Here is an 18,264-nt window from a genome sequence, read left to right as displayed (position 1 = left end):
CGTTCACGGGGAAGCGAGGGCACGGGTGGGCACCGACACCGCGCGTCCGGAAGCGGCCGACGGCGCTGCCGGCCTGAAGCGCGAGCAGCGCGGTTGGTACGTCTACGACTGGGCCTGCTCCGTCTACTCGACGAGCGTGCTCACCGTGTTCCTGGGCCCCTATCTCACCTCGGTCGCCGAGTCGGCGGCGGACGCCGAGGGGTACGTCCACCCCCTGGGCATCCCGGTCCGCGCCGGATCCTTCTTCGCATACTCGGTGTCCCTGTCGGTGATCGTGGCCGTGCTGGTGATGCCCCTGGTGGGCGCCGCCGCCGACCGCACCGGCCGCAAGAAGCCCCTCCTCGGGGCCGCCGCCTACCTGGGGGCCACGGCCACGACGGCCATGTTCTTCCTGGACGGCGACCGCTACCTGCTCGGCGGGACGCTCCTGATCGTCGCGAACGCCGCGCAGTCCGTGGCGATGATGCTCTACAACTCCTACCTGCCGCAGATCGCCCCGCCCGAGCAGCGGGACGCGGTCTCCTCCCGCGGCTGGGCCTGCGGCTACGCGGCGGGCTCGCTGGTCCTCGTCGCCAACCTGGTCCTCTACACCGGGCACGACGGTTTCGGTGTCTCCGAGAGCACGGCGGTCCGCATCTGCCTGGCATCGGCCGGTCTGTGGTGGGGCGCGTTCGCCCTCGTCCCGCTGACCCGGCTCCGCGATCGCAGGTCCGCCGCGCGGGAGGCGGCCCTTCCCGGCTTCCGGCAGCTGGCAGCGACCGTCCGCGACATGCGCCGCCACCCGCTGACCCTCGCCTTCCTGCTCGCGTACCTCGTCTACAACGACGGCATCCAGACGGTGATCTCCCAGGCCTCGGTCTACGGCTCCGAGGAACTCGGCCTCGGGCAGTCCACCCTGATCGGCGCCGTCCTGCTGGTGCAGGTGCTGGCGGTGGCGGGAGCGCTGACCATGGGCCGGCTGGCCCGGACCTACGGGGCCAAGCGCACGATCCTCGGCTCGCTGGTGGCGTGGACGGTGACGCTGGCGGCCGGGTTCTTCCTGCCGGCCGGGGCGCCGGTGTGGTTCTTCGCCCTGGCCGCCGGCATCGGCCTGGTCCTCGGCGGCAGTCAGGCACTGTCCCGGTCCCTGTTCTCCCATCTCGTCCCGCCCGGCAAGGAGGCCGAATACTTCTCCGCGTACGAGATGAGCGACCGCGGAATGAGCTGGCTCGGGCCGCTGCTGTTCGGGCTCACCTATCAGCTGACCGGGAGCTACCGGGACGCGATCATCTCGCTGGTGGGCTTCTTCGTCATCGGGTTCGCCCTGCTCGCGCGGGTTCCGGTGCGGCGTGCGATCGAGGAAGCGGGGAATCCGGTTCCTGACAGGATTTAGCACTCAAGGCGAAAGGGCTGTAGTGTACGCGTTTGGCCTGCCAGGCGTACCGTTACTGCGCGTCAAAGATGCCGAAACGCTGGGTTACATCTGCTAGCAGATGTGACAAACCGGGCGCTGGTGGGTACAACAAGGGCGGCTACGACGGCGACGCATGACCCGGAACGGGACTCGGAACGGGAATCTTTACCGCCGACCGGACGTTGACCGGATGACGACGACAGCGACACCTGTCCTGTGGGCGACAAGCCCGGGAGGCACGATTCATGAGTGAGCGAGCTCTTCGCGGCACGCGCCTCGTGGTGACCAGCTACGAGACGGACCGCGGCATCGACCTGGCCCCGCGCCAGGCCGTGGAGTACGCATGCGAGAAGGGGCACCGGTTTGAGATGCCCTTCTCGGTCGAGGCGGAGATCCCGCCGGAGTGGGAGTGCAAGGTCTGCGGGGCCCAGGCACTCCTCGTGGACGGCGATGGCCCTGAAGAGAAGAAGGCCAAGCCCGCGCGTACGCATTGGGACATGCTGATGGAGCGGCGCACCCGTGAGGAACTCGAAGAGGTCCTCGAGGAGCGCCTGGCGGTTCTGCGCTCCGGGGCGATGAACATCGCGATTCATCCCCGAGACAGCCGCAAGTCGGCGTAAGTCCCTCCGGGGTCTGGCCGAAAGTTACAGCGCGTCAAGACCGCGGGCGCCGTACGTGAAGTACGGCGCCCGCGGTTTTGTCATGCGCTCTCGCGGATCAGTGCGTCAGCGGCGGCCGCGGCTCCTGCGCCGCGTCGCCCCGGTCGTCCCGGATGACCTCGCCCTGGACGACCTTGCCGTCGGGGCGGTGCATCCGGGCCTGCTGGAAGGCGCCGCCCAGGGTGCCCGGATCGGCCTCCCGGAGCTTGCGCTCGAAGGTGCGCTCCGCCGTGCGGCTCACAGCCTTCTGGACCGGGGGCAGCAGCAGGAGCAGGCCCACCGCGTCCGACACCAGGCCGGGGATCATCAGCAGCAGCCCGCCCAGCATCATCAGGCCGTTGCCCTCGCTGTTGGGCCGGGCAGCCGCGGGGGCCACCCCGCTCTGCTGCTGTTGCAGCGTCTCCGAGAGGTTGCGGAAGGCCCGCCGCCCGGCCCGCTTGATGACGACCGAGCCGAGGACGAAGCCCGCCACCAGGACGAGGAACACCACCAGCCCGCTCGACGCCCCCGCGACCACCGTGAGCAGCCAGATCTCCAGGACCAGCCATGCGGCAAGGCCCAACGGCAGGAACGTACGCAGCCGGGAGCGCCGGGGCCGGGCGGGATTACCGGGGGTCTGAGCGCCAGTCGTCATGTCTCCAGTGTGCCTGGGCCCGGCTCAGCGCGGGATAAGGCCCCGATCAGGTCTTTCTGTGAGCGGCGGACGAGGAGGGAGCGCGACGTGCCGGCTACGGCCTCGACGGCTTGCCGCCGCGGCCCGTGACCTTGCCGACCCGCTCCCCCACACCCCACGCCGTGACCCGCCACAGCGCCTCGACGAGGATGTCGCGGCTCATCTTGGAGTCGCCGTGTTCACGCTCGACGAAGGTGATGGGCACCTCCACGACGTGGTAGCCGGCCCTGACCGCGCGGCGGGCGAGGTCGACCTGGAAGCAGTAGCCCTGGGAGGCGACCTCGTCGAGGCCGAGGCCCTCCAGGGTCTCGCGGCGGAAGGCGCGGTAGCCGCCGGTGATGTCGCGCAGCGGCAAGTCGAGCGCCAGCCGGGAGTAGAGGCTGCCGCCCCGGGAGATCACCTCGCGGGACTTCGGCCAGTTCACCACCCGGCCGCCGGGCACCCAGCGCGAGCCGAGCACCAGGTCGGCGCTCTTCAGGGCGGTGAGCAGACGGGGCAGTTCCTCGGGCTGGTGGGAGCCGTCGGCGTCCATCTCGACCAGCACGCCGTAGTCGCGCTCCAGGCCCCAGCGGAAGCCCGCGAGGTAGGCGGCGCCCAGGCCCTCCTTGCCCTTGCGGTGCAGCACGTGGACGTGATCGTCGTCGACGGTCAGCTCGTCGGCCAGCTTGCCCGTGCCGTCCGGGCTGTTGTCGTCGGCCACGAGTACGTGCGCCTCCGGGACGGCCTCGCGCACCCGGCCGACGATGCTCTTGATGTTCTCCGCCTCGTTGTAGGTCGGGATGATCACCAAGGCCGTGCCGAGCGGGCCGAACTTCCTCCCCTGGGCTCCTGCCGCGAGGGTTCCGTCGCCGTCGTTCACTGATGCCCCTTCATGTCCGTACGCAGGGGTCCACCATAGTGGGCCCGGCCTGCGATGACGTGACCGGACGTTCGAATGGTGGTGTCGAATCCGCAAGACGCGGGTAAGAGAGCGCCTCCGGGTGCGAGCGTACGGCGGATGGGGGCCCGGCGCCCTTCGGGCCGACCTGGGATCCGCTGGCTGCGGATCGACCGAAAGCCGTTGTCTACTGAGCGCCCGGGCCCCACCCGGGGTCACACCTCCCCGACCGGCCGGAACGCTGCCTCGGCGCCGCGCCGGCCTGAGCCTGGCTCCCAGTGGCGGTGCCCCGGTGCGGCACACCGTCCCTGACCCGGCGGCGCTGCGGCGAGTGCGCGGACGTTCCCCGGTCGGGCGTCCGGTGGTGGACTCGGCCGAACCTACCGGCCCCGTGCGGCCGCCTGTCAACAGCCGTTTGACCTGCGCATCTTGCGACAAAGCCCTGGTCAGGGCGGAGGATACGCAGGTCGCGCACCGGGGGCGCGGCGCACGATTGCGTGCGCGCCACCCCCGTAGATCACTCGCCCGGCCGTACGAAGACCGTGTGTCCGCCCACAACTGTGCGCAGGCAGACGGGCAGGTCGCGGCCCGGGGTCAGGTCGGGCAGTCCCGGGGTGCCGGAGCGCGGATCGGTCGACCAGCGGGCGACCCGGTCGTCCGGGGCCTGGACCACGAGTTCGCCGGTGCGCCACACCGCGTAGTCGGCGGGCGCGCCCGGCGCCAGGACGCCCGCGTCGTCCCGTCCGATGGCCCGCCAGCCGCCGCGCGTGTGCGCCGTGAACGCGGCGCGCACAGAGACGCGGTGCTCCGGCGTGCGGTGGAAGGCGGCGGCTCGCACGGTGCCCCAGGGGTCGAGGCGCGTGACCGGGCTGTCGGAGCCGAAGGCGAGCGGCACACCGGCGCGCAGCAGCGCCGCGTAGGGGTTCAGCGTACGGGCCCGCTCGATCCCCAGCCGCTGCGCGTACATGCCGTCCTCGCCGCCCCACAGGGCGTCGAAGGCGGGCTGGACGGAGGCGGTGAGACCGAGTTCGGCGAAGGCCGCGACGCTCTCGGGCGTGAGCATCTCGGCGTGCTCGATCCGGTGGCGGGCGGCCCGGATGCGGGCGAGACCGAGCTTCTCGGCGGCGGCCCGCACGCCCTCGACCACACAGTCCACCGCCGCGTCGCCGATGGCGTGGAAGCCGGCCTGGATGCCCGCCTCGGTACAGGCCACCACGTGGGCGGCGACGGCGGCGGTGTCCAGGTAGGCCCGGCCGGTGTGGTCGGCGTCGGCGTACGGCTGGTGCACACAGGCCGTGTGCGAGCCGATGGAGCCGTCGACGAACAGGTCGCCCGCGGCGCCGGCCGCGCCCAGTTCCCGGGCCTTGGCGACGTCCTCCTCGGCCCAGTAGCCGACGACGCGCGGACCGGGCTCCTCGGCGGCGAGCCGCAGCAGGCCGGTGAGGTCGTCCGCGGAGGAGATCTCCGGGCCGCCGCACTCGTGGATCGTGCCGATGCCCAGCGAGACGGCGTGTGCGAGGGCGGCGCGCTGGGCGTCGGTGCGTTGCTGAGGCGTCACGGCCGCGAACGCGGCGGCGCGCACGGCGTGGTGGGCGTCGGCGGTGAGCGGTCCGTCCTCGGGGACCATGCCGGGGACCATGTCGAGCAGGGCCGTGGTGACGACCGCCGAGTGGACGTCGATCCGGCTGAGGTAGAGCGGCCGGTGGCCGGTGGCCTCGTCGAGTTCCGCACGTGTCGGGGGGCGGCCGCCGGGCCAGCGTGCGGTGTCCCAGCCGTGCCCGAGCAGCACACGGTCGTGCGGCCGGGCGGCGGCGAAGTCCCGTACGAGGGCCAGTGCGGCCTCGAGGGAGGGGGCGGCGGACAGGTCGAGGCCGGTGAGGGCGAGACCGGTGGCGGTGGTGTGCACATGGGCGTCCGTGAAGGCGGGAGTGACCAGCGCCCCGTCCAGGTCGATCACCTCGTCGACCCCGTCCGCGAAGGCGTCGGCGGCCCCCTCCGAACCGACCCAGGCGACCTGCCCCCGCTCCACGACCATCGCGGTCGCGAACGGATCGGCGGGGCTGTGGACCTCTCCGCGACGGAGCAGGACGGTCTTCGGCGGGGCACTGGACTCACTCATGAGGACCAGTCTCGCGCCTCGCCCCGACCACTCCGAACAGGGGTTACCCCCAACGGCCGAAAGGGGAGCCCGGGCGATCAGATCCGCGGTGGCCGTGCCTCGTACGGCGTGGACAGCACCACCGTCGTACGGGTGGAGACGCCCGCCAACGACCGCACCCGCGCCAGGAGTTCCTCCAGTTCGTGCGGCGTCGCGACCCGCACCTTGAGGATGTAGTTCTCGTCGCCCGCGACACTGTGGCACGCCTCGATCTCGGGCACGTCCGCGAGGCGGTCCGCGATGTCGTCGGGCGCACTGGGGTCGAAGGGCTTGACCGAGATGAACGCGGTCATGGGCAGGCCCACGGCTTCCGGGTCGACGACCGCGGCATAACCGCGGATGACGCCACGCTGTTCCAGCCGGCGCACCCGCTGATGCACGGCCGACGTGGACAGGCCCGTGGCCTTGCCCAGGTCTGTGTAGCTCATCCGCCCGTCCTTGACGAGCAGCTGCACGATCTGTCGGTCCAGCTCCTCCATGGCGCAAGAACCTACAGTGCGGTTGATCTCCTCGGATACCTGAGCGGCCCGGGCCATGGCCGGTTCGTGACCTGGCCGGCGGCGGCCGCCCCGGGGGACGAACCCGCCGCAGAGGGCACCTGCGCGCGGCATGTGACGAACGCCACAGGGCTCGAACAGTCTCCGTGATGTTCTCGTGATTACCGCCCAGGGGGGACGGGAAGTGCTTGCTGTGGTCGAGGCCGCAGTGCCTGATACGGCCCAGCCCGAGGGGGAGAACCCAATGCAGAGTCTTAAGCGCCCAGGTCGCACCGCACCCAAGCGGCAGCAGCTCGTCGTCGAGCCCGAGCCGGAGGGCGTCGAACCCGACGCCTTCGACGACGAACTCGACGCCTACGACACGTTCGAGATGTACCGGGTCGTGTGCCCGGACTGCGCACAGCCAATCGCCCTCCTGGCGGACGAGGACGTCCTGCCGGAGCACGCGCTGTGCGCCTCGCCGTGGAACCCGTTCGGACTCACGGTCTGTGCCGGAACCGGCCGCAGGGCCACGGACGCCCGCCCCGCTGACGAGTCCGTCGATCCTCAGGAGCAGGACACCGCCCTGCTGTTGACGCTCCCTCAGGGACTCGACTGGCGGACCCAGCCCTTCTCGCACGTCGGCGGCCCGGGCTCACGCCCCATCAGGGTCCCCGTCATGCGCCGCCAGGCGGCCTGAGCGCGGGCCCGCTTCGCCCGCTCGCTCCATCCCAGTGACTGCCCCGCACCACGGCTCGCAGTCTGCCGTGGTGCGGGATCAGTGCGTCCGAATTCGCGGAACTCCCCTGAACGCACGCGCGATTCCGCCCCGGGGTGACCTGTCCGGCCTCTTCCGCGTTGCCCAGGTATGACCCCCATCTCCTCAGCGACCGGGCGTCAACGCCTCCTGTTCGTCCCGCCGCCCGCAGAATCGGTTCGGCCGACCGCGCCGCGCTATCAGGACCCGCCGATCTACCGTGACCTGATGCAGGCCTGGGCCGAGCGCGGCCGCACTCTTCCGGGCCGGCACGACCCGGAGTGGATGCGGCTCGCGGCGCCCTGGCGGGGCCTCGACCAGTTCAGCGTCCCTCTGGACCCACGAGATGGCGGGCGATGACCATCCGCTGGATCTGGTTGGTGCCCTCGACGATCTGCAGCACCTTCGCCTCGCGCATGTAGCGCTCCGCCGGGAAGTCCGCGGTGTAGCCGTAGCCGCCGAGGATCTGCACGGCGTCGGTCGTGACCCGCATCGCCGTGTCGGTGCAGTGCAGCTTGGCCATGGCCGCCTGCCGGGCGAACGGCCGGCCCGCGTCCCGCAGTCGCGCCGCCGCCAGGTAGAGCGCCCGGCCCGCCTCGATCTGCGTCGCCATGTCGGCGAGCATGAAGCGCAGCCCCTGGAAGTCGGCGATCGGCTTGCCGAACTGGCGCCTCTCGGTCGCGTACGACAGCGCCTCGTCGAGCGCCGCCTGCGCCACGCCGATCGCGCACGCCGCGATGCCGAGCCGACCCGATTCGAGCGCGGTCAGGGCGATCGTGAGGCCCTGCCCCTCCTCGCCGATACGCCGGTCGTCGAGGACGCGTACGCCGTCGAAGTGGACCTGGGCGGTGGGCGAGCCCTTCATGCCCATCTTCTTCTCGGGGGGCGCGGCGCTCAGCCCCGGCGCGTCGCCGGGCACCAGGAACGCGGTGATCCCGCGCGGGCCCTCCTCGCCGGTGCGCGCCATCACCGTGTAGAAGTCGGCGATCCCGCCGTGTGTGATCCAGGCCTTGGTGCCGGTGATCACCCAAGCGTCGCCGTCGCGCACCGCCCGGGTGCGCAGGGCGGCCGCGTCCGAGCCGGAGTGCGGCTCGGAGAGGCAGTAGGCACCGAGCATGCCGCCGCCGAGCATCGCGGGCAGGTGCTCGACCTGCTGCTCCTTGGTGCCGTAGGCGGCGAGCGCGTAGGAGGCCAGGGAGTGCACGCTGACGCCGAGGCCGACGGTGAGGCGGGCCGCGGCGAGTTCCTCGAGGACCTGGAGGTAGACCTCGTAGGGCTGGTCGCCGCCCCCGTACTCCGAGTCGTACGGCAGGCCGAGCAGGCCGGAGCGCGAGAGCAGGGTGAACAGCTCGCGCGGGAAGCGGCCGGCGTCCTCCTCCTCGGCCGCCTTCGGGACGATCTCCTGCTGCGCGATGTCGCGGACGAGCGAGATCAGGTCCCGGGCCTCCTCCGTGGGCAGTTGCCGGTCCACCTGCGGGGCGCGGTCGGGCATGGCGACGCTCTCCTCCCTGTCGGGCACTGGCGGACGGGCCCATGGGTGGGGGCGGCGCCGCCGGGTCGTTCTGGTGCCTGGCCGATGCTTGCAGTTCCGGGTCTCGGAAGCTGCTGACCAGCGGCTCTGCGCTGTGAGTATGCCCGATCGGAGGCATCTCGTCACCAGTTAACGACCGCTTACTTCAAGAAATACCCGAGCGCGGCCCGGGAAGCGAAATTGGTCCGAACCATTGACCGCACTGGTCTAGTCCTCCTACTGTTTCGCAGCACCATTCACCGCGTTCATGCCAATCGGCGCGCGCTCCCTCTCCCCCGAGGAGACACCGGATGCACAACCCTCGACGCTCCCGATTCCGGGCCGTGGTGTCCGCGGCCTGTTGCGCCGTCCTCGGCGCCGGTCTGCTGGCCGGCGCCGGCACCTCCGCCACGGCGGCGACCTCGGCTCAGGAGGCCGCTGCCGGCACGAAGGCCGCTCCCCAGGCCAAGGCCCCCGGATCCAAGGTCATCGGGTACTTCACCGAGTGGGGCACCTACGACCGCAAGTACTACGTCAAGAACATCGAGACGTCCGGCTCGGCGGCCAGGCTCACGCACATCAACTACGCCTTCGGCAACGTCACCGGCGGCAAGTGCGCGATGGGCGACGCCTACGCCGCCACCGACCGGGCCTACACCGCCGCCGAGTCCGTCGACGGCAAGGCCGACACCTGGGACCAGCCGCTGCGCGGCAACTTCAACCAGCTGCGCGAGCTGAAGCGCAAGCACCCGAACCTCAAGGTCCTGTGGTCCTTCGGCGGCTGGACCTGGTCGGCAGGCTTCGGCGAGGCCGCGAAGAACCCGGCCGCCTTCGCCCAGTCCTGCTACGACCTGGTCGAGAACTCGAAGTGGGCCGACGTCTTCGACGGCATCGACATCGACTGGGAGTACCCGAACGCCTGCGGCGCCACTTGCGACACCAGCGGCAAGGCGGCCTTCACGAACCTGATGCAGGCGCTGCGCGCCAAGTTCGGCTCGAAGAACCTGGTCACCGCGGCGATCACCGCCGACGCCACCCCGGGCGGCAAGATCGACGCGGCGGACTACGCGGGCGCCGCCCGGTACGTCGACTGGTACAACCCGATGACGTACGACTACTTCGGCGCCTGGGACGCCACCGGCCCGACGGCCCCGCACTCGCCGCTGACCTCGTACTCCGGCATACCGACGGCGGACAACCACAGCTCGGCGACCATCGCCAAGCTCAAGGGCCTCGGCATACCCGCGTCCAAGCTGCTGCTCGGCATCGGCTTCTACGGCCGCGGCTGGACCGGCGTCACGCAGTCGGCGCCGGGCGGCACCGCGACCGGCCCCGCGGCGGGCACGTACGAGCAGGGCATCGACGACTACAAGGTGCTCAGGACCAAGTGCCCGGCGACGGGGACGGTGGCCGGCACGGCGTACGCGAAGTGCGGGAACGACTGGTGGAGTTACGACACCCCGGCGACCATCGCGACCAAGATGAACTACAAGAACCAGCAGGGGCTGGCCGGTACGTTCTTCTGGGAGCTGAGCGGCGACACGGCGAACGGTGAGCTGATCAAGGCCATCAAGTAGGCCTGGGCGAGCTGGGGGCGGAGGGGCCGTGACGGACCTCTCCGCCCCCGCTCACGCGCCTTGGCGGGCGGCCTCCGGAGCCGGGTAGGCAGGATCCAGGTCCTCGATGGCGCGCAGGGCACCGCCGAGCCCCTTCACCAGCAGCTCGCACATGGTCTCGCGGGGCAGTTCGGGGCGGTCGATCCATTCGAGGGTGGTGCCCTCGACGCCGCACACCCAGGCGAGCAGGCCCATGCGCGCCAGCGGCGTGATGTCGGCGCGGCCGTACGCCCCCTCGGCGATGGTGGCGACGATGGCCTCGCGCACGCCGTCACGGATGGCGTGCACCTCGGTGTCGAAGCCGACGCCGCCGCTGACGATGGTGCGGTACGCGGCCTGGTTGTGCTCGGCGTAGCGCAGATAGCGGTCGATGGTGCGCTGGACGCGGTCGACCGGGGGCAGTTCGTGTCCGCTCGCCGCCAGGGTGACCAGGTCGGTGACCGAGTCCTGGATGATGGCCAGGTAGTAGCCGCGCTTGGACTGGAAGTAGTAGTAGATCAGCCCTTTGGCGACGTGCGCCTGCCGGGCGATGTCGTCCATCGACAGGGCGTCGTAGGACGTGTCGGCGAACAACCTCCGCCCGATTGCGATGAGTTCGGCACGGCGCGCCAGCGAGCGCTCGGTGCCGCGGGCTCTGGGACGCGCGGCAGGCTGTTGACTGATATTCAATTTCGACCCTGGTTCCAACGGGCGGCGAGGCGGGACATCCGCAGTATGGCAGGCCGGAGAGCAGGGTCGTGGGTCAGGTCACAGCGCTTCGTGCCGGGTCACAGCAGCCCGAGCTGGGTCACGAGCATCGCGACGACCACGACGAGGGTCCAGCCCGCGACGTGCTCGACGATCTTCGGGCCGTCGTCCTGGGGACCGCCGGTGCGGACGCCGGCTGCGGTGGCTGAGTGCGCGCTCATGACCTCTCGCTGGTTCGGTGGTGCGGACGGGCTTCACCCGAGGCTGCGTCCACTTTGCCACCGGGAGCGGCGCGTGCGGCGGAGAGCTTGGTCACACGCGCACGCCCACGGCTGTCAGCGCCCCCCGCTGGGCCGCGGTCGGACGGGCCGGGAAGTACAGGTAGCAGACACCGCCGGTGCCGGAGACGACCTTGCCGGAGGCGTTGTACCGCTTGGTCCGCAACCAGATGTTCTCCCACTCCCGCCGCCGGTAGACGCGCCGCACGGCCTCGTTGGTCTCCGAGAAGGGATCGTTGGCGATCACGTCGCCGTCGGCGGTGAAGCCGATGACGGTCATCAGGTGCCCGGCGGTGCCGTACCCGGCGCCGGTCAGCTCCTCCTTCAGGAAGGACTGGGAGGTGATGGCCGGGATGCCCGCCGCGATCAGCGTCTCCAGGTCGGTGAGCGAGCCGAGCCGGGTGACCACGGCCTGGAGATCCTTGAACGTGGCCGCGTAGGCCGCGTTGAACGGCCAGTTGCCGCAGCCGGCGTACTGGTAGTCGTAGGTGAAGCGGGCCGCGTGGCACACCTGCGGATCGGCGTACGACGGATCCACCCAGGCCAGTTGCTCCGAGGTGAGCCGGCCGCCCCAGTACTCGATGATCATCTGCGAGGACGTCGGGCTGCACCAGGCCTCGCCGCCGTTGTCGTACTCGGGGTACTGCCCCTTGTGGATCTCCTGCGAGTAGCGCGGGACGACCAGTTCCCTGGCGAGGCCGGGCACGGACGCCGGGACCGCGAACCGGTCGGGCACGTCGGACCCCATCGCGCCGAGCCGCCACACGGTCGGCGTGGCCTTGGTGCCGGGCTTGCGGTAGAGGGTCAGGCGCAGCCGGTACGAGGCCAGGCGCAGGCCCGTCGAGGGGTCGTCGATCGCCAGAGTGTCGGTCCAGACGGTGCTCTTGCCGTCACTCTGGTCGTCGACCGAGGTGCGGCGGATGTCCTGGTCGCCGGCGGCCCAGCGGCCCATCACGTACCAGGGACTGCTGGTGCCGTCGGTGTAGCCGGCCTTGAGCTCGATCTGGATCCAGGTGCCGGCCGGGGTGTGCGCGTTCCAGGAGACGATCGCCTCCGTCGCGGGGACCGCGAGCCGGTGCACGGGGGATCTCCAGGTGCCGTACTCCCAGCGGGCCGTGGTGCCGGTGTGCGGGTCCCTGTACTCCGCCGTCCCCGCGGGCGTCGCGATCACCACGCCCGGTCGGGCGCCCGCGACGGCGCGGGTGCCCCGGGCGGTGCCGCCACGCCAGTCGCCGTACGAGGTCCAGGCCCGGTTGTCCACGGTCCGGGCCGGGACCGCGCGGGCGGACTCCGCGGTGTCGGTCGTCATGGGCTCCTCGGTGTCGGCGGCCGCCGGACCCGCGCCTGCCGTGACGGCGGCGGCGACCGCGGCGGCCAGGACGGTTCTGCGGGACGGCTGTTCGGCACTGCGCATGGCGGGGACCCCCGGAAAGTCGGCGTCGGGCAGGGGCGGTGCAGGTCCGTTGCACGCGTGCGGACACCACACAGGGAGGTGCGGCACACGGGTATGCGCCACATAGGAGCACAGCCCGCCGGGTCCCGCCAGCACTTCGGCCCGCGCCACGCCCACCAATATTGGAGTCGACCACTGGCACGCGCCGCGGGCCCCGTCGTTAGAGTGCTGCGCGAGATGCATCCGCCCTTCCACCCCGCACCGGGACCCGCCGTCCGCGACCTCGCCCTCCGGATCCGCCGCCTTCCCCCCTCCTGCGGCCCGGTCCGTCTCGTCGGCGTGGACGGGCACGCCGGCTCCGGAAAGACCACGTTCGCCGGGCAGTTGGCCGTGGCGCTGGGCGGCGCGCCGGTGCTGCGCCTCGACGACATCGCCACCCACGACGAACTGTTCGAATGGACCGGACGCCTGTCGGCGCAGGTGATCGGGCCCCTGTCCGAGGGCCGTACCGCGCACTACGCCCCCTACGACTGGCGAGCCCGCCGCTTCGGCGCGCCGCGCCCCCTGCCGCCCGCTCCGGTGGTCCTCGTGGAGGGCGTCGGCGCCGGGCGCCGGGCGCTGCGCCCGCACCTGGCCCTGCTGCTGTGGATGGAGCTGCCCCGTGCAGAGGCCTGGGCACGGGGACGGTCGCGGGACGGGGAGGAGCAGCGGGAGTTCTGGAACGGATGGGTACCGGCGGAACGCCGGCATTTCGCCGACGATCCCTCGCGGCCGTTCGCCGACCTCCTGGTACTTCAGCGAGAGGAGGGATACGAGGTGGTCCCGGGACCCGCTGGGACTGTTGGACCGGACCATCCCCTCACGCACGGTGACGGACCGCCCGCAGTGTGCTGAACTTGTGAAGGGCCTTGCGGGACAACTTGTCGGAGTGCTTCAACTCGGCTTGACCGGGGGGCCGTACAGGTCTTACGTTCTCAATGTGCGGCCATTCGGAGCCGCCCACAGACGCGAAGCCCCCGGTTGTTCCCCCGTGATCGGGGGCTTCGTTCTGTCTTCTTGCCGTTTTCCGGGCGCCGCGCGGCGCCAGATGCTCACCCTCGGTCACCTTGCAGGAGTGTGCCGCATCCGCTCCCACCTCGCCGGACGCCTCGTGCGGCACCCTACGGGGGCGCCGCCCCCGCGGGTACGATGCCCTCGTTGCGACCTACGGACGGTTGCTTCGCGCACCTTGCAACTCCGGTCCGTGGCACAGCGGTTCGAGCAGGGCAGCCGGCTGGGGGACGGCTCGTTGGCATACCGACGGGGGCACGGTTCGTGGGGGACGTGATGGACTTCGGCACGCAGGGCCCGCAGGCCCCGGCCGACCTCGCCTGGCTGCGAGGCGTGGACGCCTACACCATGGGCGCCTATCCGCAGGCGGAGGAGGAGTTCCGCGCCGCCGTGCGGATGGACTCCGGGATGGCCGACGGCTGGCTCGGGCTGCACGCGCTGCGCGTCGACACGACGACCGCGCTGCTCAGGATGTTCCGCCACCGGGACCGCTTCGGCGAGCAGCGGCACCGCTACCGCCGCTCCCTCAACTCCTGGTACTGGCTGGGCTGGTGGGTGCAGCCCGTGCTGGAGAGCTCCCGCGATCTGCTGCTCGCGCACGCCTCCCACTGGCTGGACGGCCGCCACGTCCCCGAGCTGGACCGCGCCCTCGCCGGGCTGCCGCCGGTGGACACCGACGCCCAGGTCCGCTTCCTGCACGCCTGCCGCGCCTATCTGGTCAAGGACTGGGAACAGCTGGTCCGCCACACCGACCCGCTCCTCGACGACCCGATGCTCGGCATCGAGGCGGGCCTGTTCGGCGGCATGGCCCGGGTCCGCCTGGAGATGTACGGACAGGCCGAACCGCTGCTGTCCGCCGCGCTGATGCGCTGCCGCAGCGAGCAGCCCCAGCGCAAGGAACTGCGCTACTGGCTGGCCCGGGCACACGAGGGCACCGGCCGCAGCGCCGCCGCGCTCCCGCTGTACCGGGCCGTGCACCGCATCGACCCGGCCTTCATGGACACCTCGGCCCGGCTCGCCGCGATCGCCGAGGGCGACGGCTACGACGAGGCCACGGACCTCGCGGCGATCACGCTCACCGGCGCCGGCCAGGATGCCGTGGACGGCCCGGACGGATTCGACCCGCTCTTCGGCGCCGAGGGCCGCGATCTGAGACTGCCCGATCCCGAACCTCCGGCCTCCGCTCCCCTGCCGCCGGTGACCGACCCCACGGTGCGCTCGCGGACCGGTCCGGCGCCGTCACTGCCCGCCGGGCCCACCGACCCGGCGCTCCTCGAGGAGGCGCTCGCCGAACTCGAGCGCATGGTGGGTCTGGAGCCGGTGAAACGCCAGGTCAAGGCGCTGTCGGCGCAGCTGAACATGGCCCGGCTGCGGGCCGGGCAGGGACTGCCGGTCCAGCCACCGAAACGCCACTTCGTCTTCTCCGGCCCCTCCGGCACCGGCAAGACCACCGTCGCCCGCATCCTCGGCCGCGTCTTCTACGCGCTCGGCCTGCTCGGCGGCGACCATCTCGTGGAGGCGCAGCGGGCCGACCTGGTCGGCGAGTACCTCGGGCAGACGGCCGTGAAGGCCAACGAACTGATCGACTCCGCGCTCGGCGGCGTGCTCTTCGTCGACGAGGCGTACTCGCTGTCCAACTCGGGCTACGGCAAGGGCGACGCGTACGGCGACGAGGCGCTCCAGGTGCTGCTGAAGCGCGCGGAGGACAACCGCGACCACCTCGTGGTGATCCTGGCCGGCTACCCCGAGGGCATGGACCGCCTGCTCGCCGCCAACCCCGGGTTGTCCTCCCGCTTCACCACCCGCGTCGACTTCCCCTCCTACCGGCCCCTCGAACTCACCGAGATCGGCAAGGTGCTCGCCGCGGAGAACGGCGACCTGTGGGACGAGGAGGCCCTCGACGAGCTGCGGTCGATCGCCGGCCACGTGGTGGACCAGGGATGGATCGACGAGCTGGGCAACGGGCGGTTCCTGCGGACCCTGTACGAGAAGAGCTGCGCGTACCGGGATCTGCGGTTGTCCGTTTATACCGGGGCGCTGGGCAGGGAGGACCTGGCGACGTTGCGGTTGCCGGATCTTATGCAGGCGTACGGGGAGGTGCTGTCCGGGCGGGGGCCACAGGATCCGCCCGGACTATGAGGGAACTGGGGTCGGAGCTGAGGCCGGGTGGGTACGCAGCCCGGCGGAGCGGCTGCCGCTGCGCCCACCCGTGCCGCCCCAGCGTCACGACTGCCCCCAGCTGGGCCTACGTCGCCAGTACCTCCTCGCCGGACCTGGGCTCGGTCAGCCTCACCTCTCGCACCTCCCGGTGCGCGGGATCCCGCACCTCCCCCACCAGCAGCTCCAGCACATCCTCCAGCGCGACCAGCCCCAGCACCTTCCCGGACCCGTCCGCCACCTGGGCCAGATGCGTCGCCGCCCGCCGCATCACGGTCAGCGCGTCGTCCAACGGCAGCTCGGACCGCAGCGTCGTCATGGACCGCCACAACTGCTGCGGCACGGCCCGGTCCGAGTGCTCCAGGTCGAGGACGTCCTTGACGTGCAGGTAGCCCATGAACGCACCGTTGTCCGCGACGACCGGGAACCGCGAGTACCCGGTGCGGGCGGTGAGCTCGACGATGCGGCCGGGGGTGACCGACGGGCTGACCGTCACCAGTGACTCGCGCCTGAGCAGGACGTCCGTCACCGGGCGGGAGCCCAGCTCCAGGGCGTCCTCCAGGCTTTCGGCCTCCTCGGGGTCGAGCAGGCCCGCCTGGCCGGCGTCCTCCACCAGCCGGTTGAGCTGCTCACTGGTGAAGACGGCCTCGACCTCGTCCTTGGGCTCGACGTGGAAGAGCCGCAGGATGCCCTGGGAGACGGCGCCGAGCGCGGCGGTGATCGGCTTGCAGAAGCGGGCGAACCAGACCAGGCCGGGGCTGAGCCACAGCGCGGCCTTCTCGGGGGCCGCCATCGCCAGGTTCTTCGGGACCATCTCGCCGATGACGAGGTGGAAGAAGACCACGGCGGCGAGGGCGATGACGTAGGTGAGCGGGTGGATCATGCCGTGCGGCAGGTGGATCCACTCGAAGACCGGCTCCAGGAGGTGCGCGACGGTCGGTTCGGCGACCGCTCCGAGGGTGAGGGAGCAGATCGTGATGCCGAACTGGGCCGCCGCCATCATCTGCGGCAGCCGTTCCAGGCCGTAGAGGACCTGCCGGGAGCGGGCCGTGCCGAGGGGTTCGATCTGGCTGCGGCGTACGGAGACGAGCGCGAACTCGGCGCCGACGAAGAAGCCGTTGAGCAGCACCAGGAGTGCGGCGAAAGTGAGTTGGAGCACGCTCATCGGGCGGCCTCCACCACGGCGACGGGGGCCGTTCTGACCAGGCGGACCCGCTCGGCGCGGTAGTGGCCGACCTGGCGTACCGACAGCCGCCAGCCGGGCAGTTCCGCCTTGTCGCCGACGGCCGGGATACGGCCCAGCAGGTCGGCGATCAGGCCCGCGACGGTCTCGTAGGGGCCTTCGGGTACGTCGAGGCCTATGCGCTGGAGGATGTCGACCCGGCAGCTGCCGTCGACGTCCCAGGCGGGCCTGCCGTCCTCGGGCGGCGCGGAGGCCAGCTCGGGCAGGTCGTGTCCGTCGTGCTCGTCGCGGACCTCGCCGACGATCTCCTCGACGATGTCCTCCAGCGTGACGACACCGGCCGTGCCGCCGTACTCGTCGACGACGACCGCGATGGGCTGCTCGCTGCGCAGGCGGGCGAGCAGCGGCCGTACGGGCAGGGTCTCGGGGACGAGCAGCGCCGGGCGGGCGATGCGGCCGGCGGGAGTGCGCAGCCGGTCCTGCACGGGCACCGCCAGTGCGTCCTTGAGGTGGACCATGCCGACGACCTCGTCGATCCGCTCCCGGTAGACGGGGAAGCGGGACAGGCCGGTGGCGCGGGTCAGGTTGACCACGTCCTCGGCAGTGGCCGAGGACTGGAGGGCGCTGACCTTCACGCGCGGCGTCATCACGTGCTGCGCGGTCAGCTCGCCCAGCGACAGGGTCCTCACGAAGAGATCGGCCGTGTCCTGTTCCAGGGCGCCGGCCCGGGCCGAGTGGCGGGCGAGGGAGACGAGCTCGCCGGGGGTGCGGGCGGAGGCCAGCTCCTCGGCGGGCTCGATGCCCAGGGCACGCACGAGCCGGTTCGCGACGGCGTTGAGGCCGGCGATGACCGGCCGGAACAGCCGTGCGAAGACGTGCTGCGGGCCCGCGACGAAGCGCGCGACCTGGAGCGGCCTGGAGACCGCCCAGTTCTTGGGCAGGAGCTCGCCGATCACCATCTGCACGGCGGAGGCCAGCAGCATGCCGACGACGACCGTGACACCGGAGACGGCCCCCTCGGGGACGCCGATCGAGGTGAACGGGCCGTGCAGCAGCTCGGCCAGCGCCGGTTCGGCGAGCATGCCGACGACGAGGGAGGTGATGGTGATGCCCAGCTGAGTCCCGGAGAGCTGGAAGGACAGCTCCTTGAGCGACTCGACGACGCGGTGGGCGCGCCGGTCGCCCTCGGCGGCGGCCTTCTCGGCCTCCGCCCGCTCGACCGTCACGAGTCCGAACTCGGCCGCCACGAAGAAACCGTTGGCGAGAATCAGCAGGAACGCGGCTGCCAGAAGCAGCAGGGGGATGGTCATGATGCCGCCGCCTCCGCACGGTCGCGGACACGGTCCGCGCTATGTCGGCAGGGGGCGGCGCAGGTACTGCAGGACGATCCGTCCATC

16 protein-coding genes are annotated in these 18,264 nt (G+C 71.5%); 6 read left to right on the top strand and 10 right to left on the bottom strand.

All coding sequences use genetic code 11. The annotated features are described in order from the left end of the window. The first annotated feature begins 25 nt into the window (after positions 1 to 25). Both ACH4G3_RS34110 and ACH4G3_RS34105 read left to right on the top strand, forming a co-directional pair. Entirely contained in the window at positions 26 to 1,372 is a 1,347-nt protein-coding gene (locus tag ACH4G3_RS34110; protein WP_397628088.1) for an MFS transporter, read from the top strand. Positions 1,373 to 1,638: 266 nt separating this feature from the next. Beyond that, a complete protein-coding gene (locus ACH4G3_RS34105; RefSeq protein ID WP_010046329.1) occupies positions 1,639 to 2,013 on the top strand; it encodes an RNA polymerase-binding protein RbpA in 375 nt (124 codons plus the stop codon). A 97-nt stretch (positions 2,014 to 2,110) separates the two neighbouring features. Here the strand turns inward: ACH4G3_RS34105 and fxsA are convergent, their stop codons facing one another. The 4 genes from fxsA to ACH4G3_RS34085 form a co-directional block, all read right to left on the bottom strand. After that, entirely contained in the window at positions 2,111 to 2,686 is a 576-nt protein-coding gene (gene fxsA, locus ACH4G3_RS34100) for an FxsA family membrane protein (RefSeq protein WP_397628087.1), read from the bottom strand. A gap of 94 nt (positions 2,687 to 2,780) precedes the next feature. Beyond that, a complete protein-coding gene (locus ACH4G3_RS34095; RefSeq protein ID WP_020275471.1) occupies positions 2,781 to 3,584 on the bottom strand; it encodes a polyprenol monophosphomannose synthase in 804 nt (267 codons plus the stop codon). A 535-nt stretch (positions 3,585 to 4,119) separates the two neighbouring features. Continuing rightward, positions 4,120 to 5,721, bottom strand: coding sequence for an amidohydrolase (locus ACH4G3_RS34090; RefSeq protein ID WP_397628086.1), 1,602 nt, complete (start codon positions 5,719 to 5,721; stop codon positions 4,120 to 4,122). 77 nt (positions 5,722 to 5,798) lie between these two features. Beyond that, the gene (locus tag ACH4G3_RS34085; protein WP_010046337.1) at positions 5,799 to 6,239 is read right to left on the bottom strand and encodes an Lrp/AsnC family transcriptional regulator; all 441 of its coding nucleotides are present in this window, start codon (positions 6,237 to 6,239) and stop codon (positions 5,799 to 5,801) included. Positions 6,240 to 6,501: 262 nt separating this feature from the next. Between ACH4G3_RS34085 and ACH4G3_RS34080 the strand changes: the two genes are divergently transcribed. Continuing rightward, entirely contained in the window at positions 6,502 to 6,936 is a 435-nt protein-coding gene (locus ACH4G3_RS34080; RefSeq protein WP_397628085.1) for a hypothetical protein, read from the top strand. A 379-nt stretch (positions 6,937 to 7,315) separates the two neighbouring features. Here the strand turns inward: ACH4G3_RS34080 and ACH4G3_RS34075 are convergent, their stop codons facing one another. Then, positions 7,316 to 8,485 (bottom strand): acyl-CoA dehydrogenase family protein, encoded by a 1,170-nt coding sequence (locus tag ACH4G3_RS34075; RefSeq protein WP_397628084.1) that lies wholly within the window; start codon positions 8,483 to 8,485, stop codon positions 7,316 to 7,318. Positions 8,486 to 8,814: 329 nt separating this feature from the next. On the opposite strand from ACH4G3_RS34075, the gene ACH4G3_RS34070 reads away from it, so the two are divergent. Then, positions 8,815 to 10,080, top strand: coding sequence for a glycoside hydrolase family 18 protein (locus tag ACH4G3_RS34070; RefSeq protein ID WP_397628083.1), 1,266 nt, complete (start codon positions 8,815 to 8,817; stop codon positions 10,078 to 10,080). A gap of 51 nt (positions 10,081 to 10,131) precedes the next feature. On the opposite strand, the gene ACH4G3_RS34065 is transcribed toward ACH4G3_RS34070, so the two are convergent. The 3 genes from ACH4G3_RS34065 to ACH4G3_RS34055 all read right to left on the bottom strand — a co-directional run bounded on the left by ACH4G3_RS34065 (position 10,132) and on the right by ACH4G3_RS34055 (position 12,498). Next, entirely contained in the window at positions 10,132 to 10,788 is a 657-nt protein-coding gene (locus ACH4G3_RS34065; protein ID WP_037671875.1) for a TetR/AcrR family transcriptional regulator, read from the bottom strand. 98 nt (positions 10,789 to 10,886) lie between these two features. After that, on the bottom strand, positions 10,887 to 11,027 hold the full coding sequence (locus ACH4G3_RS34060; protein ID WP_354747951.1) for an SCO1431 family membrane protein: 141 nt from the start codon (positions 11,025 to 11,027) through the stop codon (positions 10,887 to 10,889). 91 nt (positions 11,028 to 11,118) lie between these two features. Beyond that, positions 11,119 to 12,498 carry a peptidase C39 family protein gene (locus tag ACH4G3_RS34055; RefSeq protein ID WP_397628082.1) on the bottom strand — a complete coding sequence of 460 codons (1,380 nt, stop codon included), beginning with the start codon at positions 12,496 to 12,498 and terminating at the stop codon, positions 11,119 to 11,121. Between the two features lie 216 nt (positions 12,499 to 12,714). Here ACH4G3_RS34055 and ACH4G3_RS34050 point away from each other — a divergent pair, with 216 nt between their 5' ends. Both ACH4G3_RS34050 and ACH4G3_RS34045 read left to right on the top strand, forming a co-directional pair. Next, positions 12,715 to 13,371, top strand: a complete 657-nt coding sequence (locus tag ACH4G3_RS34050) for a uridine kinase family protein (protein ID WP_397628081.1) — start codon at positions 12,715 to 12,717, stop codon at positions 13,369 to 13,371. Positions 13,372 to 13,803: 432 nt separating this feature from the next. Further along, positions 13,804 to 15,666: an AAA family ATPase gene (locus ACH4G3_RS34045; protein ID WP_397628145.1), complete on the top strand. Its 1,863-nt coding sequence runs from the start codon at positions 13,804 to 13,806 to the stop codon at positions 15,664 to 15,666. Between the two features lie 106 nt (positions 15,667 to 15,772). On the opposite strand, the gene ACH4G3_RS34040 is transcribed toward ACH4G3_RS34045, so the two are convergent. Next, positions 15,773 to 16,849, bottom strand: coding sequence for a hemolysin family protein (locus ACH4G3_RS34040; RefSeq protein ID WP_397628080.1), 1,077 nt, complete (start codon positions 16,847 to 16,849; stop codon positions 15,773 to 15,775). Continuing rightward, positions 16,846 to 18,177 carry a hemolysin family protein gene (locus ACH4G3_RS34035; RefSeq protein WP_397628079.1) on the bottom strand — a complete coding sequence of 444 codons (1,332 nt, stop codon included), beginning with the start codon at positions 18,175 to 18,177 and terminating at the stop codon, positions 16,846 to 16,848. The genes ACH4G3_RS34040 and ACH4G3_RS34035 overlap by 4 nt, the downstream gene beginning before the upstream one ends. Between the last annotated feature and the right edge of the window lie 87 nt (positions 18,178 to 18,264).

It is taken from the genome of Streptomyces afghaniensis, assembly GCF_044327915.1.
In the GTDB taxonomy this organism is placed as follows: domain Bacteria; phylum Actinomycetota; class Actinomycetes; order Streptomycetales; family Streptomycetaceae; genus Streptomyces; species Streptomyces afghaniensis.
Note: the sequence above shows the minus strand (reverse complement) of the source record. Positions and strands in the feature narration are given on the sequence as shown.

Bases quoted from the DNA above. Each gene is read 5' to 3' on its own strand.
- ACH4G3_RS34105 (WP_010046329.1), top strand. From the start codon at position 1,639: ATGAGTGAGCGAGCTCTTCGCGGCACGCGCCTCGTGGTGACCAGCTAC.
- fxsA (WP_397628087.1), bottom strand. From the start codon at position 2,686: ATGACGACTGGCGCTCAGACCCCCGGTAATCCCGCCCGGCCCCGGCGC.
- ACH4G3_RS34090 (WP_397628086.1), bottom strand. From the start codon at position 5,721: ATGAGTGAGTCCAGTGCCCCGCCGAAGACCGTCCTGCTCCGTCGCGGA.
- ACH4G3_RS34085 (WP_010046337.1), bottom strand. From the start codon at position 6,239: ATGGAGGAGCTGGACCGACAGATCGTGCAGCTGCTCGTCAAGGACGGG.
- ACH4G3_RS34080 (WP_397628085.1), top strand. From the start codon at position 6,502: ATGCAGAGTCTTAAGCGCCCAGGTCGCACCGCACCCAAGCGGCAGCAG.
- ACH4G3_RS34075 (WP_397628084.1), bottom strand. From the start codon at position 8,485: ATGCCCGACCGCGCCCCGCAGGTGGACCGGCAACTGCCCACGGAGGAG.
- ACH4G3_RS34070 (WP_397628083.1), top strand. From the start codon at position 8,815: ATGCACAACCCTCGACGCTCCCGATTCCGGGCCGTGGTGTCCGCGGCC.
- ACH4G3_RS34060 (WP_354747951.1), bottom strand. From the start codon at position 11,027: ATGAGCGCGCACTCAGCCACCGCAGCCGGCGTCCGCACCGGCGGTCCC.
- ACH4G3_RS34055 (WP_397628082.1), bottom strand. From the start codon at position 12,498: ATGCGCAGTGCCGAACAGCCGTCCCGCAGAACCGTCCTGGCCGCCGCG.
- ACH4G3_RS34050 (WP_397628081.1), top strand. From the start codon at position 12,715: ATGCATCCGCCCTTCCACCCCGCACCGGGACCCGCCGTCCGCGACCTC.
- ACH4G3_RS34045 (WP_397628145.1), top strand. From the start codon at position 13,804: ATGGACTTCGGCACGCAGGGCCCGCAGGCCCCGGCCGACCTCGCCTGG.
- ACH4G3_RS34040 (WP_397628080.1), bottom strand. From the start codon at position 16,849: ATGAGCGTGCTCCAACTCACTTTCGCCGCACTCCTGGTGCTGCTCAAC.
- ACH4G3_RS34035 (WP_397628079.1), bottom strand. From the start codon at position 18,177: ATGACCATCCCCCTGCTGCTTCTGGCAGCCGCGTTCCTGCTGATTCTC.